Below are 16,242 nucleotides of genomic sequence, written 5' to 3' on the forward strand. Positions count from 1 at the left end.
TTATATGATATATTGTAAAGATTTGATTTTAGAATATAAAAACAAAAAAGTTCTGCAATTAGATGAGCTTAGCATAAATGAACATGGAATATATATACTTTTAGGAGCTAATGGAAGCGGAAAAAGTACATTTATAAAATCTCTCATAATGGACGGCAGTGTAAAAAGAAGCGGAATTATAAATGTCAATAATAAAACTCTTTCAAAAGAAGTAATATTTAATGATATAGCCTTTATGCCTCAATTTTTAAATGTAAATTTTCCTTTTAGGGCTATTGAAGTAGTGATGATGGGACATAAAGAGTACGGTATATTTTCAGATGAGAAAAAAATAAGAACAAAATCTTTAGAAGTGATGGAGTCTTTAAACATACTGCATTTACAAAATAGAAATGTTGAAAACTTATCCGGAGGCGAAAGGGCTTTAGTATTTCTAGCTAAAACATTATGCAAAAATACAAATATCATTCTTTTGGATGAGCCTGACAGTTCATTGGATTTTCAAAACAAAGTAAAACTTTTTCATTATTTAGAGGCTAATAAAAAAAATAAAATTATTATACTATCTTCTCATGATATAGTTTCAATTACAAAAACTGATTATATAATAAAATTTTCAAAAAACTCCAATTATAAGCCTATACATAAAAAAGATATAAATAAAAAGGAATTAAAAGATATATTTCCAGATGTAAATTATGATGAAATATTAAAAGACATATATTCTATAATTAATTAAAAAATAAATTTATATTCCCATAAAAATATATACACAAAATTATGTCTAAACGATTGAAAAAAGTTTTTAATATGCTATAATCTGCCTATATTAAAAAATAAAAAGGAAGTTATTTTTTAGGGATATAAATATTATGGATGAAATGATTGAAACAAACGGTGCTCTTTTGGAGAATGAAATTTCAGAAAAGAATTCTGAAAATAATGCAGATACTCAGGCAGTAAATACTAAAAACAGTTTAGAGATAGACGATTCTATACTTGCAAATGAAGAAGAACTTGAAAAGATTATGGAAGCTATTATATATGTTGAAGGCAATGTTCCAATAAGCAGATTAAGAACTCTTTTCAAATGCGAAAATTCTGATATAAGAACTCATATAGAAAATATCAATAATAGATATAGAAATGCTAAAAGTGCTATAGAGATACTTGAAGTAGGAGATTCCATACTTATGACTATAATACCTTCTACATTCGGTACTTTATCAGCAATATATGATAAAAAAAGAAAGAAAAAAATATCAAAAGCAATGCTTCAAACTCTTTCTATAATAGCATATAAACAGCCTTTAACTAAAGCAGAAATTGATGATATAAGACAAAGCGACAGCGGTTATCATTTAAGGGCTTTAATGGAAGACGGTTTCATTGCTTGGAAAGGAAGAAAAGACTATTTAGATAAAAGACAAACTTACGGCACTACTGATAAGTTCTTAATGCATTTCGGTATAAATAGTTTAGATGATCTTCCAAAATTAAGAGAGCTTAAAGATTTGGAATTCAATAAAGATGAATAATTATTAGAATACAAATATAAAATAATTGAGAATAAAATATTAATAAATGATTGGGCTTTACTTTATAAGAGTGAAGCCTTTATTTTTGTATTTTTTATAAAATTCATTCAACGCACGGTGAGCTGATTTTTATTTATTATTAACATTATAATTCAAAAATATTCTGTATTTTAAACTTCACTTAGCGTGCGGTGATTACACTATAAATTAAAAAAAATCTTGGGTGGGCAGCTATAAATTCTAAGTGAGCAAAAAGAAAATACTAAATTAAAATTGCATATAAAACTCATAAATCTAAAGGGCGGGCAAATGTAAGTAATTTTTAACACTTAAATTGTATATCCTTCCAATAGACATTTTATGCTGCAATAAAAATTATAATTTCATACTAATATTTAATCTAACAAAAATCATTTACACAAGCTGTAATTATAGCAAAAAATTATATATTTTTTGCAAAAATGATATTTTAATATTGTTTTTTTTTTTTTTTTTTTTACAATACTTGTAGTTAATAAAACTTTTTTCAATGCCGGACAAAACAATCTTGTCCGGTACTATATTTGGTGCTGATACTCAGAAATGAGTAATAGTATAAAAAATATTTAGGAGATAACTTTATGGTAAAAAAAGTTAGCAAAAAAGTAAAGTTCCTAGCTGCTGTAATAGGTTCTTTATTAATTACAACAGTTTCAGCATTCGGTATGTATGGTGTAGACGGTGATGACTGGATTGGATTTCTTACTCATGGAAACCAATTCAGAGCTAGAATGGACCAATTAGGTTTTGTTTTAGGCAATGGTACAATTAAAGGTACTGTCGGATTCAGATCTGATAACGGCTGGTTAGGCAGTATTTTATCATCAGAAGGAGGTGCACAAAATAATGAATCTCTTTCTTTTAACCCTACATTGTCTTTAGGTATAGGATATACTTCTGATATGATAGGTGTTGGTATTGGATACAATTTCACTTATATAAACAGATTTATACAAGTACATACTCCTACACTTGTTCTTAATGCTTTAAATAACAATCTAAGATTTGCAGTTCCTATACAAATAGCAGTATCAGATCAAAATGAGATTTACTCTAAAGATTTAGGATATAAGTTTACAGGTATAGGATTCAATAATATGGAAGTTAGATATTTGACTGGAATAGATGCTTTCAATCAAATAAGAGTATATGCTTCTTATAGAAATTGGAAAATAGAAAACAAAAATATAGGCGGTCATGATTTTCTTTCAGAAGATATGCATTTACAGTTGAGATTATATTTCTTGAATACACAAATAGGAAATGTTACTATTAATCCATATATTAGAATAGATTATGCTACAGCTTTAAGAGGCGATTTAATAGATGATAATATCACTATAATAAACAATGGTTATTTCAGCCCTAATGTTAATGGTAACAGTGGTTATGATCGTAGCAGACCTTATGAATGGTCAACTGGAAGCGGCTACTATTCTGTAAGACCTTATAAACTTGCTATTAAACCAGTATTATCTTTGGCAGCAAACAGCGATATAGTTTCTTTATATTTTGAACCTTCTTTAGGTTATGAATATACTTATAAGAAATTTAAATCTATTTATAATGGCGGAGAAGAAATTGTTTCTCATAAATTAACATGGGGTGCTTATGCTGAAATGTATGTAAGACCAGTTCAAGACTTAGAATGGTACTTTGAAATGGATATTAACGGCAAATATGGAAAAACTCCTGCTGCTGCAGTTGTTGCTGAAGTTCCTGTATACTTTGAAACTACTACTGGTATAACTTGGTACTTGCCTTCACTTGGCGGAGATACTGCTCAATAATAAAAATATAAAAAAGTATATATAATTATGAGGGGGCTTTTTATAAGCCCCTTTTTTAATATAGTAAAACTATATTATTCTTTTCTTTATAATTTTTAATTATAAACGCATTTTATATATAGTGTAAATTATAATTATTAACATCATATATAGATGCGGTAAATAAACAATGCATATGAAATAAATTTTGGGCGGGCAGCTATAAATTCTAAGAAAACAAAAATAAAATAGAAAATTAGAATTACAAATAAAAGTTATAAGCCTAAAGGGTGGGCAAATGTAATTAATTTTTTAACTTTAATTACATACCCCGCCCTTTCAAATTTATTGCTATATTTTGAATTTTGGTTTTAATTATCTTTAAAGCCGAATTAGAAATTAAAGCACCCGCCCAAGTTTTTATTAACTTTAAAACTTAACTAAACGCACGGTGAGCTAATTTTCATTTATTATTAACATTGTAATTTAAATATTACTCATATTTAAAACTTTACTCTGCGTGCGGTTATTAAATCCAATTTTTAAATACTAGTTTAAAAATATTTCTTTGACAATAAAAACTTTTTAATATATTATCTTTTTAATAAAAATTTAATTTTCAAATGAGAATATTATATATGAATGATAATAAATACAATGTTATAGTAGTAGGTGCAGGACATGCCGGAATAGAGGCTGCACTTTCATCAGCAAGATTAGGAATGAAAACTCTAATTATATCTATTAACTTGGATACTATAGGACAAATGTCATGCAATCCTTCTATAGGAGGAGTTGCCAAAGGCACTATCGTTAAAGAGATTGATGCCCTCGGCGGCGAGATGGGAATATTAATAGATAAAACTATGATGCAGTTTAGAATGCTTAACAGAAGTAAAGGCAAAGCTGTATGGGCACCAAGAGCTCAGGCTGATAAATACGCATATAAAGAAGAAGCTGCTAAAACATTGTATGCCGAGAATAATCTATCACTTCATCAGGATATTGTAACAGAAATAATTGTAGAAAATAATGTACTTAAAGGAATCAGAACAGAAAGAGGAAGAGAGTATGAATGCCAAGCAGTTATACTCACAACAGGAACATTTTTAAATGGACTTATTCATATAGGTAAATATCAAAAGCAGGCAGGCAGAATCGGAGAATTACCTGCAATAGGACTTTCTGATAATTTAAGAAGTTTAGGGCTTGAGGTTGGAAGATTAAAAACAGGAACGCCTGCAAGAGTAGATTATTATTCTATTAACTTTGATATATTAGAGATGCAAAAAGGCGATGATGAAATAACACCATTCTCTTTTTTAGATGAAAAAATTGATATAGTTCAGGAACCTTGCTATATAACTTATACAGATACTAATATTCATAAAATCATTCAGGATAATATACATTTATCCCCAATGTACAGCGGAGTTATAACTGGTATAGGTCCAAGATACTGCCCAAGCATAGAGGATAAGGTTGTAAGATTTGCAGATAAACCAAGACATCAGCTCCATTTAGAGAGAGAAAGCTACAGAACTAATGAAGTTTATATAAACGGATTTTCTTCAAGCTTACCGGAAGAAGTTCAGATAAAAATGATAAGATCATTGAAAGGACTTGAGGAAGTAAGAATATTAAAACCAGCCTATGCAGTAGAATATGATTATGTGAACCCTATAGAATTAAAGCCTACGCTTGAAACTAAAAAAATTGAGGGATTATTTCTAGCAGGACAAATTAACGGCACAAGCGGATACGAAGAAGCTGCATGTCAGGGACTTATGGCAGGAATAAATGCAAGCTTAAAAATAAAAAAAGAAGCTCCATTCATATTAAAAAGAAGCGACGGATATATAGGCGTTTTAATTGATGACTTAACTACTAAAGGAACTAAAGAACCTCATAGAATGTTTACTTCTCAGGCAGAACATAGAATGCTTTTAAGACAAGATAATGCAGATGAAAGATTAACAGAACTTTCTTATAATATAGGGCTTGCAAGCAAAGAAAGACTTGAAAAGGTAAGAGATAAAAAACAAAAAACTCAAATACTTGTGGAATATTTAAATAAACGCACGCTCACTCAAAAAGAAACAGAAGATTTAGGATTCACAAAAGAAGCTAAAGAATATAGAACTATGAGTTTAGCTTCTATAATAAAGCGCCCAGAGTGCGGTATTGACATGCTTAAACATTTGATAGACGGCGATTATAATAAAAATGTTTTGGAGAATGCCGAAATCGCTATTAAGTATGAAGGCTATATTGCAAGATATTTAAATGAAATAAGAGATATAGAAAAATACGAGAACATGCTTATACCTGAAGATTTTGACTACTCTACTTTAAAAAGTGTAAAAATTGATGCTATTAATAAATTGAAACAGTATAAGCCTTATAATATATCACAGGCTTTAAGAATACCTGAAGTAGATAAATCAGTTGTGCATATACTAATACTTGCACTTACTAATAAGAAAAAATAATTTATTATATTATTATGCCGTTTTATTAATTATGTATTTCATAGATAAAGTAATTACTGAAGAAGATGAAAAAAATATCAAAAAACAATAAAATAAGATTGTAATAGTTTATAAACAAAATAACCTGCTCATATATAGGGCAGGTTATTTTGTATATACATCAAAATTATTAGTTACTTTTTTATTAAGTCAGCTTTTTGTATTACTAAATTAAAAGGGTTTAATCCTGCTCTACCTTGAAGAATCATATATATTTTGAGTGAATTATGACTAGTAAATTCAAGTTTATAATAAGCTCCATTAACTTGTCCACCTTGCATAGCAATGATTGATAAATACTGAGGAGGAACATAATCAGTCGAAATATATAAATAGTAACTATCAACTGTATCAGGTAAATGCCTAATTGAAATAGGAACAATATTATCAATCACTATATCAGTATCGCTATTTATTTTAATAGTGATTCCCTCTGCTGTAATCCATACATCATTATTAAGATCAAGCATCTGAACATTATCTGCAACCCAAGTTCCTCTATATTTTCCTAATTCTTCAAAAGTACTGGGATTTGTAGCATTACTTTTACATCCTAAAATAAAAATTAATACAGAAATAATAAAAATAATATATTTTACTTTTTTATTCATTTTTTACCTCTAATAATTTTATTATAAAAAATACAATAACATCTATTCTAAATTTATTCAATATTAATAAAAAATTAATTTGATTTTTACAAAATATTTGATAACTTCATATTGTAATAATAAGTAAAAAAATTTACTATTAAGCAAATAATATTATTATTTACTTAAATCAAAAATTATAAGGAATAGCTTATGAAGAAAAGTCATATATTTTTATTCATTATTTTTATGTTTATTATTTCATGCGGTAATAAAGTTACAGCACCTTCTGTAAGTGATATAACATATTATGATCCTAATAACACTATAATAAAAACATATACTTATAATATAAAGGATAACAAAGATCAAAGTATGATAGCTAAAGAAGGAGCATTTAAAAAGATAGCTGAATCAGCAAATGCAATTATCTATGTAGAAGAAAGTCAGATTGATAAAGGCATCACAAAAGCTGGTATAATATCTTTTTTAAGAAAATTTGAAAATTACCTGCCTAGAGAAATAGAAATATATGGACAATTTCCTGATATTGACGGAAATGGAAAAGTAATATTTTTAATGGCTGATCTTAATACAAATGTAACTACATCAGGACTGGGAGGATATTTTCAGCCATCTGATTTAATGAATGGTAAGAACGGAGCACCTGGAGAATATTTACATGTTAATCTTCCTGTTTCTGATATGACATTGGGTATTATGATGCATGAATTACAGCATTTAATTAACGCTTATAACAATCTAATGCAAGGCAAATCAATGGATATATGGCTTAATGAAGCACTTTCAGAATCTACTTCTCTTATATTTTCAGAACCTATTGCTAAAGAAAGAGAATATATTTTTAACACATCTCATTATTATTCTTTTTACACTTGGGATTTAGCATATAGAAGTACTTCAGGAATAGTTCCAGTTGGAGGAGATGGAAATATATTGATGAGTTACGCTTCTTCATCAATGTTTATGAAATGGCTTGATAGTAAAACAGGCGGAAAGCAGGAAATTTATAAAGAAATAGCACATTCTCCTTCTGCACCAACAAGCGAACAAAGACTTATGAATGTTTTATCAAAACATGGTTTTGCAAATGATATGGATACTGTATTGCTTGATTGGATAGCAGATATAAATAATGGAGCTGTTCCAGGACTAAAGCTATCTGCTATAGATCCAACTGATCCAAAATTTAATATAAATGGAAAAATACCATTATTGCCTAAGTCATTAGTAGTTTATAGCACTGCTGATAATCCTCAAATAACAACCGGCGGTAGATTAGAAACAAGACAATTAGGACAAACAGAACTTTCTGTTGTAATAAATAATTCTGAAAATCAAGGACAAAATTGGGTAGCAGTAATTGCTGATAAAGCAAATGTTGAAGAACTTACTATAAAGAAAGCAGCTAATTTGAACTCTTCAATTAAATATCAAAGATTCAATTTACAAGATAGAGAATATTTCATAGATAAAGTAATTGATTAATAAGATATATAGATAATAAAAAATAAAATCAGATTGTTATTATAAATGGCAGTCTGATTTTTTTTTCATTATTGCTAGCATAAATGAGCATCTTATAACTTTGTTTATCAGCTTTTTTAAAATAAAAAAATATAGCATCTATCACACTTTATATTATAAAGGTTTTAAAGCGAGATTTTTTATATATAATAAAAAGTTTATCGCTAGCAACTTTAAAGCGATAAATGAGCAGATGATAACTTCAGTTGTCAGCTACTATTGGCTCATTTATCACTAGCAACAATAAATTTTTTTATTTAAAATTATTATTTAGTATTGATTTTTTATAAAATAGTTATATAATTAGTAATTATTATCAATAAGGACAGAGTATATGAACGATTTTGCTTTAACTAAACTTTCTTATGGAATGTATATTTTAACAACTATGGATAATGATAAACCTGTAGGCTGTACTATAAATACTTCTACTCAAATAACAGCTACACCTACAACTATTATGATTAGTGTTAATAGAAATAATTATACTAATGAATGTATAAAGAAACATGGTAAATTTGCTTTATCTATACTTTCAGAAAAAAGCGATCCTACATTAATAGGAGGGTTTGGATTTAGAAGTTCAAGAGATAATAATAAATTTGAAAATGTTTCTTATGAAATGAAAGAAGGTTTGCCTGTAATTAAAGCAGCAAATGCATATTTAGTATGTAAAGTAGTGAATAGTTTTGAAGTATATACTCATACTATATTTATAGGAGAGCTTCTAGATGCTGATATATTTGATAATAATACTCCTTCTATGACTTATGCTTATTATCATAATGTTGTTAAAGGCACTACTCCTCCTAATGCTTCCACTGCTAATGCTTATAAGAAAGAAGATAGCAATAGTAATAAAGCTGTTTATAAATGTAAAACTTGCGGATTTGAATATAAAGGCGATACACCTTTTGAGGATTTACCAGAAGATTGGGTATGCCCTATATGCGGAGAACCTAAAAAGAATTTCGTAAAAGTAGAGCCTAATAAAAATAAATCATCTGCTGTTTATAAATGCAGAACTTGTAATCATATATATAACGGCGATATACCTTTTGAGGATTTACCAAGCGATTGGAAATGTCCTATATGCGGTGAGCCAAAAAGTAACTTTGAAAAAATCTCATAATAATAAATCAAACTAATTTTTACCCCAATTTTACGGCAGTGTATAGAAATATGCACTGCCTTATATTTGCATAAAATCATTCAATTATATTTATATAATAATTTTTTATTATAATTTTTAAAAAAATAATTAATTAACATAATATTTTTAATTGACAAAACAATATATGTATAATAGTATATTTACAATAAACATTTAACTTTTTCAATTATATAAAGGTTGTAAATAAACATGTTGTATCAAATTTTTTACCCACTAAGAGAATCATTTTTTGGTTTTAACCTATTTAGATATATTACATTCAGAACTGCAGGTGCTGTAGCTACTGCATTGATATTAGTACTTTTATTTGCACCTAATATCATAGAGAAATTAAGAAAATTAAATTTCGGACAAGTAGTAAGAGATGACGGCCCTGAAACACATTTAGTAAAAACAGGTACACCTACTATGGGCGGTATATTTATAGTAGGAAGCATATTGATTAGTGTGCTGTTATGGGCTGAATTAGATAATTTAAAAATAATACTTCTAACTGTATCATTAGTAATACTTTCAATAGCTGGATTCTTAGATGATTTCCTAAAAATAAAATATAAAAATTCAAAAGGGCTTCCGGGTAAATATAAAATATTTTTTCAAACTTTTGTAGGAATAATAATAGGTGTTTACTTATACTATTTTGATAAATCAACATTCTTAATGACATTTGAACTCAATCAAGGCATAGGAGTATTGGAAGCTGTAAAAGTTGCACAAGTTCCTTCTTCAACAATATTCCTTCCATTTGCAAGTACAATATATATAGACTTAAAAATTTTGTATATACCATTTGCTACATTTGTTGTAGTAAGTATGAGTAATGCTGTAAATTTAACTGACGGACTTGACGGACTTGCTATAGGACTTTTAATAATAATGTCTATGGCTTTGGCCGTTCTTTCTTATGTATCAGGAAACTCATTAATAGCAACTTACTTAAAAATACCTTTTATATCAGATGCAGGAGAGGTTACTGTTTTTGTAGGCGCTTTAATAGGTGCAGGTTTAGGATTCTTATGGTTTAATGCTCATCCTGCTCAGGTATTTATGGGGGACGTTGGAAGTTTATCTTTAGGCGGAGTTTTGGGTATTATAGCCTTATTCATAAAACATGAATTACTTCTTGTTATAATAGGTGCTGTTTATGTGGCAGAGGCTTTAAGTGTAGTTTTACAAGTATTTTCTTATAAATTCTTTAATAAAAAACGTATATTCAAAATGGCTCCACTACATCACCATTTTGAGAAATCGGGTTGGAAAGAAACTCAGGTGGTATTTAGATTCTATATTATAGGAATAATAATGGCTCTCATTGGTATAGCTACGCTTAAAATAAGATAATTACATATAATTAAAATATAGTGATTGGTCAATTTGTTGACTAATTTATTGGAGATTAATATAATAATAAAAAATTGTAGATATATGTAAAATTGATTTATCATCATTGTAAGAAACAATTTTTTAGCAATAATAAAATAAAAATTATTCTAAACTAGGATAAATATTTTAAATAACAAATAAATATTTTTTATCAATAACATAAAAATTTTGACCGTTTTTCAAATTAACCGAAATCGGACAAACATTTTTCAAAATGATATAACAATTTTTATTAAATAATTTGATTTATTTTTAATAATTGTTATATTTATAATACGGGTAGGGTGTAAATATAATTTAGGAAAAAATAATATGAAAGGAAAATTAATAGTATTAGAAGGTATTGACGGTTCAGGAAAATCAAGCATTGGCATGATGCTCACTGATGCTTTGAATAGTCTTGGAATAAAATCAATATATACTTTTGAACCGACTCACGCCTATTATGGTTCTAAATTAAGAGAAAGTATGCTCTCTAAAGATTTAAAACCTGAAGAGGAATTATCATTATTTATAGCCGATAGAAAAGAACATATAAAACATATGATAAGACCTGCTATTAATGACGGATATGTAATAGTATTAGATAGGTATATGTATTCATCTATAGCATATCAAGGTGCTAAAGGAATTGATAAAGAATATATATACAATATGCATAAAGATTTTATATTAGAAGCTGATTTAGTATTTATATTACATCTTAATATAGAAACTGCTTTAAACAGAATCATGGAAAAAAGAGGATTCGTAGATAGATTTGAAAACAAGCATTATTTAGAAGAGGTTGATAAAATATTTTCATCTTTTAATGCCGCATACATACATCATATAGATGCATCCAGAGATCAAAAATCAATCTGCGATGAAATTTTAAATACTATAAAAGACTCTAAAATACTTCCTCTAGATTCTCTTCTATAAAATCTGATACTATTTGATTATTGGCAGTTTTTGTATAAGAAGTATTTCCTATAGATTTCTTGTCTAAATTTTTTATATCCAATGCTAGTATGTAAATATCATTTTTTTTAGTACCGTCTTTTGCAGTATAAATATTTTGTCTTAATTCTCCGCTTACAAGTACATGTCTTCCTTTAAATAAACTAACTGCGGCCTTATCAGCATTATATCCCCAAGTAACTAAATCAAAGAAATATACTTCCTTTTGCAAAGTTCCGTTTGTATAATAGAATTTGTTATTAGCTATAGAAAATTTGCATAGAGATCTTCCATTTTTAGTTTTCATATAAGTTGGATCTTTTGTTAATCTTCCTTCTATTACTATAATATTAGCATTTCCTGACATATAAAAACTCCTATTAATTTATTGTCTTTATGCTAATAGTTAAACAAATTTTTTTATCAATTTAAGCCTAAATTTAATAAAAAAATTATAAAAATAAATAATATAAAGGAGAATCTTCTTTTACATAAGGTTTTAATTCTTCAAATGTAAAACTTATCTCTGTTATTCCTACTGTATATGGAGATATATCATTAGCCTGCCATACAAAATTTATAGAATTAGGAAGTATTCTAAAAGATGAGCTTTCCAATGTTATAGAATTAAATTCATAATAGTCTTCTCTGGCAGAACCAGTTTTTAATATTTTATCTCTCATTAATGATATTAGATCAGCATTATTGAAGTCTGATATTAAATCCCTTATAGTAATAAGGTTAGAACTTTCTAATGAAAATACTTCTTGAATATTAGCTTTTTCAATATGATCTCCGCCAGTATACATAGATGAATAATTATCAAGTGCTATTATTTTATTATCTATATAACCCACATTAATTGTATTATCTATTTCATAAGTGGTATTACTAGCACCTACATATAAAAGTGCTTTCCACTCATTATAATAATTATCACATTCTTCTTCAACATAATTAATAGATGATTCCATATCAACAGAATTCATATCACCGCTTTTACTAAATAAAAATAAAGTTCTATGATAAGAGAATATAGAATTACTTATGCTTTCATTTTTATAATAATCAACTATATCAGCATAATATACAGGGAGATTTCTATTTAATGAAAACTCCATATCTTTAACTTCCTCTGATTCTTCATATCTTATTTCAGCACTCAATACTATATCATCGCTTAAATTACCAACTATAGAAGCATGCATATTATTGTTTTCATCAACTTCTTGTAAATTCAATTTCTTATTATTAATACTACCTGTAATTACTGATTTTTTATTTTTCGTATAATAATAACCGCTTACTTTTTTATCTTTTTCATTTACATAAAGATACATATCGGCTTTTTCTCCAGATATGTTTCCTTCAAGCAAATAGAATTTAGACTCTTGTATTTCAGAACCATTTTGATTTTTTTCTGATGAACTATTTTGATTATTATTCTTACATGAAATAAATAACATAATAAGAATAAATACATACAAAGACTTCTTAAACATATATACACACCCTTAATTTTTTACTATAATATTATAATTGTTAATATATAAATTAATGCCAATAAATCAATACAAATCATCAAAATTATTATAAATAATTGACTTTTTATAAAATTAATAATATCATTGATCAAATATAAATTTCTTAAAAAAGGCTTAAATATGGAAAAAGTGCAAATAGAAAATGTTGAACTTACATTATCACATCCGGATAATTTGAATATAAAATGGACAGGACAGAATGATTTAGTAAGACAGATAATGGCTTCTTGGCATTTAATTTCAGAAGACGATATACCTCTAAACCCTAGAATCGTAGGAAAACCAGGGGCTGGAAAAACTACTCTTTCATATTATGTAGGAAAAGAGCTTCTTAATAGAGATGTTTATATTTTTCAATGCACTGTAGATACAAGACCGGAAGACTTAATAATTATTCCTGTAATATCTGAAAACAATAAAATAAGTTATCATGCTTCTAGTTTGGTTACTGCTATGATAAAAGGCGGTGTAGCAATACTTGATGAAGGAAACAGAATGAGTGAGAAGACTTGGGCTTCGCTTGCTCCGCTTCTTGATGACAGAAGATATGTAGAAAGCGTAATAGCTGGAATAAAAATTAAAGCTCATCCTGATTTCAGAGTAATAGTTACTATGAATGATGATGCCAGCACTTTTGAGCTTCCTGAATATATTCACTCACGTTTACAGCCTACAATAGAACTTCCATTTCCTGATGTTAAAGAAGAGTATGATATATTGAAAATGAATCTTCCTTTCGCTGATGATGAGATATTAAAAATCACTGTAGGATTCTTACAAAAATCACATATTAATAATGCTTCTTTTTCTGTAAGAGATGGTATTAATATGGCTAGATATGCTATGAAACTATATAAAAGTAATATAGCATCAAGCAGAGATACAGCATTTTTAATAGCATTAAAATCCGTACTTGGTACTGAAGGACTTAGAATATTAAGTCTTAATATGGACGATAGAGATAATAAAGATCATAGAAGAAATATGGATGATGATGACAGCACTAGTATATACTAAAAATTTTTAAGTTTGTCAACTATTCGCCATAGTGGCTTTCCGCACGGTACTGCAAATTATTATGGATAGCTAACTATACGTGCGGCTGATTACTCATTATTGTACAAAAATTAATAAGCTATATTACAGATAAAACATATTTACTAATATTAGATAATATTTGATATTATAAAAAATAATAGTTTATATTCATAAAAAAGCAAAAATTGACAAATATAGTTGTTATAGTTGTTTAGGTATATTATAATCATATAATGCATTTCTTATATGCACTATATGATTATTTGTTTTGCTTTATCCTATTTTATGTAATTTAAAATATTCTAATTCCGAATAAACGCTTTCTGTATTATTAGAAACTTCTCTTCCCAAAATAGCACTGTTATGTACTAGATTAGCATTTTCCTGAGTGATATTATTTAATTCATTCATGGCAAGTGCAATTTCTTTTACGCTTCCTTCCTCTTCTGAAACAGCATTATAGAGATTAGTTAAAACTTCTGAAACTTCATTTGCAGAAGACTCTATATTTAAAAGTATTTCTAAAGAATGTTTAACAGATTCATCTCCGGTTTCTATTTTAGCAACAGTATTTTCTATAATAGTAGTAATTTTTCCGGCAGCATCATTAACATTTTGAGCAAGCGAACGTATTTCTGATGCAACAACTGCAAAACCTTTTCCCTGCTCCCCTGCCCTAGCCGCTTCTACAGCTGCATTCAAAGCAAGTATATTTGTCTGAAATGCTATAGACTGTATAAGCTTTATTATATCCGATATCTCTTTACTAGACTCTGATATATCAATCATATTATTTGAAATTTGTGTTACAGCCTCAACTCCAAGCTTTGTAGAATCCGCTACTTTATTACTCATCTCTTTTACATCATTAGTATGCTTTGATGTTTCCGATATAGAAGAAAACAAATTTTCTATAGCACCGCTTACTTGTTCTATAGCTGCTGCCTGCGAAGATGTTCTATCCGATAAATTATCTATACCATTTGATATTTGCCCGCTTGAATTATTAATAGAAGCTATATTCATTTTTATTTCTGATACTATAGATGATATTTTGTTTTGCATATCATTAACAGAATTAACTAAATGTCCGGACTCATCTTTTAATGCTAAATCTTCTTTATTAAATACGCTATTAAAATTACCTTCTTTCATTAAGTCTATAATCTTTATTGTATTCTTTAATGGCTTTACTATTTTATAAACTAAAAATCCTTCAAGGAATAAAAGAATAACCATCACAACAAATACCACAAGCATTAAAATCATAAATTGATTATTTAATTCGCTGGCATCTCCTTTGAATATTAATATCCATGGAGCATTATCCGTTTTTTGTACAGCATACCATTGATTGCCTACAATTTTCACTTCTCCTATATGCGATATTAGATTGCCTTTGAAAGAACTAAAAAGAGGATCTGTAAATAAATTCTTATTTTCCTCTAAAACATAATCGCTATTTTCATGAGTCATATATATTCCGTTAGGCGATACTATATAAAAACTTTCATCAAAATTTTCTTTTATATCTTTCATGATGCTATTCATATCAGCAAAGTCTATAGCAAATACTCCTTTTAATTTTCCATTTGTGTATATAGCCTTACTAAATGTAACTGTAAGTTCATTAACAGCAAAGTCTATATATGGATCGCTTATTGCTATATCATTTGTAGCTACGGCATCTTTATACCATGGTCTTGAAATTTGATTATATGTACGCGGATATTCTTCTAAAGTATTTATATATATTCCCCCTTCTGAATATGGTACTGTATCACCAAAATACATGTTTAAATAACCTGATCCTGTTTTTTGAACATTGGTTATAAAATTTCCGAATGTTTCTAAATCTGGATTAGCTTCCAAATTATTAACTATCAAATTAACTGTGTTTTTTATTTCCTTTACATAAGCTTCTGTTTCATTTTTTGAGTTTAGAGTTTGAAAGTATTTTTCCTTTAAAAATTTTGATTTATATATTGGCTTGTATATAAATAATATTGCTAAAAATGCTGCAAAAAGAAATACAGAAAAAATACTCAAAAACTTGAACATTAATCCTCTTTTCATAAATTTCTCCACAATTTACTTTTATTGTATTTCTACAAGATTAAATATAAAAAAATTTTTTAAAAATACA

General features: G+C 27.6%; 13 protein-coding genes. 9 read left to right on the top strand and 4 right to left on the bottom strand.

The annotated features are described in order from the left end of the window. Positions 1-4: 4 nt before the first annotated feature. The 4 genes from Q0K19_RS04935 (at position 5) to mnmG (ending at position 5,838) form a co-directional block, all read left to right on the top strand. On the top strand, positions 5-739 hold the full coding sequence (locus Q0K19_RS04935; RefSeq protein WP_297245912.1) for an ABC transporter ATP-binding protein: 735 nt from the start codon (positions 5-7) through the stop codon (positions 737-739). A 133-nt stretch (positions 740-872) separates the two neighbouring features. Beyond that, on the top strand, positions 873-1,538 hold the full coding sequence (gene scpB, locus Q0K19_RS04940) for an SMC-Scp complex subunit ScpB (RefSeq protein WP_297245914.1): 666 nt from the start codon (positions 873-875) through the stop codon (positions 1,536-1,538). A gap of 620 nt (positions 1,539-2,158) precedes the next feature. Further along, the gene (locus Q0K19_RS04945) at positions 2,159-3,367 is read left to right on the top strand and encodes a cell surface protein (protein ID WP_297245916.1); all 1,209 of its coding nucleotides are present in this window, start codon (positions 2,159-2,161) and stop codon (positions 3,365-3,367) included. Between the two features lie 617 nt (positions 3,368-3,984). Next, entirely contained in the window at positions 3,985-5,838 is a 1,854-nt protein-coding gene (mnmG, locus tag Q0K19_RS04950; RefSeq protein WP_297245918.1) for a tRNA uridine-5-carboxymethylaminomethyl(34) synthesis enzyme MnmG, read from the top strand. 173 nt (positions 5,839-6,011) lie between these two features. Here the strand turns inward: mnmG and Q0K19_RS04955 are convergent, their stop codons facing one another. Beyond that, the gene (locus Q0K19_RS04955; RefSeq protein ID WP_297245920.1) at positions 6,012-6,488 is read right to left on the bottom strand and encodes a hypothetical protein; all 477 of its coding nucleotides are present in this window, start codon (positions 6,486-6,488) and stop codon (positions 6,012-6,014) included. Between the two features lie 192 nt (positions 6,489-6,680). Between Q0K19_RS04955 and Q0K19_RS04960 the strand changes: the two genes are divergently transcribed. The 4 genes from Q0K19_RS04960 (at position 6,681) to tmk (ending at position 11,496) form a co-directional block, all read left to right on the top strand. After that, on the top strand, positions 6,681-7,976 hold the full coding sequence (locus tag Q0K19_RS04960; protein WP_297245923.1) for a hypothetical protein: 1,296 nt from the start codon (positions 6,681-6,683) through the stop codon (positions 7,974-7,976). A gap of 373 nt (positions 7,977-8,349) precedes the next feature. Then, positions 8,350-9,147, top strand: a complete 798-nt coding sequence (locus Q0K19_RS04965; RefSeq protein WP_297245925.1) for a flavin reductase — start codon at positions 8,350-8,352, stop codon at positions 9,145-9,147. A gap of 231 nt (positions 9,148-9,378) precedes the next feature. Continuing rightward, positions 9,379-10,530: a phospho-N-acetylmuramoyl-pentapeptide-transferase gene (gene mraY, locus Q0K19_RS04970; protein WP_014486677.1), complete on the top strand. Its 1,152-nt coding sequence runs from the start codon at positions 9,379-9,381 to the stop codon at positions 10,528-10,530. A gap of 354 nt (positions 10,531-10,884) precedes the next feature. After that, complete coding sequence (gene tmk, locus Q0K19_RS04975; RefSeq protein ID WP_297245929.1) at positions 10,885-11,496, top strand: dTMP kinase; 612 nt, start codon at positions 10,885-10,887, stop codon at positions 11,494-11,496. Here tmk and Q0K19_RS04980 read toward each other — a convergent pair. Together Q0K19_RS04980 and Q0K19_RS04985 are read right to left on the bottom strand one after the other, a co-directional pair. Continuing rightward, positions 11,465-11,881 carry a single-stranded DNA-binding protein gene (locus Q0K19_RS04980; RefSeq protein WP_297245930.1) on the bottom strand — a complete coding sequence of 139 codons (417 nt, stop codon included), beginning with the start codon at positions 11,879-11,881 and terminating at the stop codon, positions 11,465-11,467. The two genes, tmk and Q0K19_RS04980, sit on opposite strands and share 32 nt — an antisense overlap. Positions 11,882-11,966: 85 nt before the next feature. Then, complete coding sequence (locus Q0K19_RS04985) at positions 11,967-13,016, bottom strand: DUF3298 domain-containing protein (protein ID WP_297245932.1); 1,050 nt, start codon at positions 13,014-13,016, stop codon at positions 11,967-11,969. A 162-nt stretch (positions 13,017-13,178) separates the two neighbouring features. Here Q0K19_RS04985 and Q0K19_RS04990 point away from each other — a divergent pair, with 162 nt between their 5' ends. Next, a complete protein-coding gene (locus tag Q0K19_RS04990) occupies positions 13,179-14,075 on the top strand; it encodes an AAA family ATPase (RefSeq protein WP_048595757.1) in 897 nt (298 codons plus the stop codon). A gap of 294 nt (positions 14,076-14,369) precedes the next feature. Here the strand turns inward: Q0K19_RS04990 and Q0K19_RS04995 are convergent, their stop codons facing one another. Then, positions 14,370-16,172: a methyl-accepting chemotaxis protein gene (locus Q0K19_RS04995; RefSeq protein WP_297245936.1), complete on the bottom strand. Its 1,803-nt coding sequence runs from the start codon at positions 16,170-16,172 to the stop codon at positions 14,370-14,372. Positions 16,173-16,242 lie beyond the last annotated feature (70 nt).

It is taken from the genome of uncultured Brachyspira sp., assembly GCF_944393015.1.
Taxonomy (GTDB): Bacteria; Spirochaetota; Brachyspiria; order Brachyspirales; family Brachyspiraceae; genus Brachyspira.

Bases quoted from the DNA above. Each gene is read 5' to 3' on its own strand.
- Q0K19_RS04935 (WP_297245912.1), top strand. From the start codon at position 5: ATGATATATTGTAAAGATTTGATTTTAGAATATAAAAACAAAAAAGTT.
- scpB (WP_297245914.1), top strand. From the start codon at position 873: ATGGATGAAATGATTGAAACAAACGGTGCTCTTTTGGAGAATGAAATT.
- Q0K19_RS04945 (WP_297245916.1), top strand. From the start codon at position 2,159: ATGGTAAAAAAAGTTAGCAAAAAAGTAAAGTTCCTAGCTGCTGTAATA.
- mnmG (WP_297245918.1), top strand. From the start codon at position 3,985: ATGAATGATAATAAATACAATGTTATAGTAGTAGGTGCAGGACATGCC.
- Q0K19_RS04955 (WP_297245920.1), bottom strand. From the start codon at position 6,488: ATGAATAAAAAAGTAAAATATATTATTTTTATTATTTCTGTATTAATT.
- Q0K19_RS04960 (WP_297245923.1), top strand. From the start codon at position 6,681: ATGAAGAAAAGTCATATATTTTTATTCATTATTTTTATGTTTATTATT.
- Q0K19_RS04965 (WP_297245925.1), top strand. From the start codon at position 8,350: ATGAACGATTTTGCTTTAACTAAACTTTCTTATGGAATGTATATTTTA.
- mraY (WP_014486677.1), top strand. From the start codon at position 9,379: ATGTTGTATCAAATTTTTTACCCACTAAGAGAATCATTTTTTGGTTTT.
- tmk (WP_297245929.1), top strand. From the start codon at position 10,885: ATGAAAGGAAAATTAATAGTATTAGAAGGTATTGACGGTTCAGGAAAA.
- Q0K19_RS04980 (WP_297245930.1), bottom strand. From the start codon at position 11,881: ATGTCAGGAAATGCTAATATTATAGTAATAGAAGGAAGATTAACAAAA.
- Q0K19_RS04985 (WP_297245932.1), bottom strand. From the start codon at position 13,016: ATGTTTAAGAAGTCTTTGTATGTATTTATTCTTATTATGTTATTTATT.
- Q0K19_RS04990 (WP_048595757.1), top strand. From the start codon at position 13,179: ATGGAAAAAGTGCAAATAGAAAATGTTGAACTTACATTATCACATCCG.
- Q0K19_RS04995 (WP_297245936.1), bottom strand. From the start codon at position 16,172: ATGAAAAGAGGATTAATGTTCAAGTTTTTGAGTATTTTTTCTGTATTT.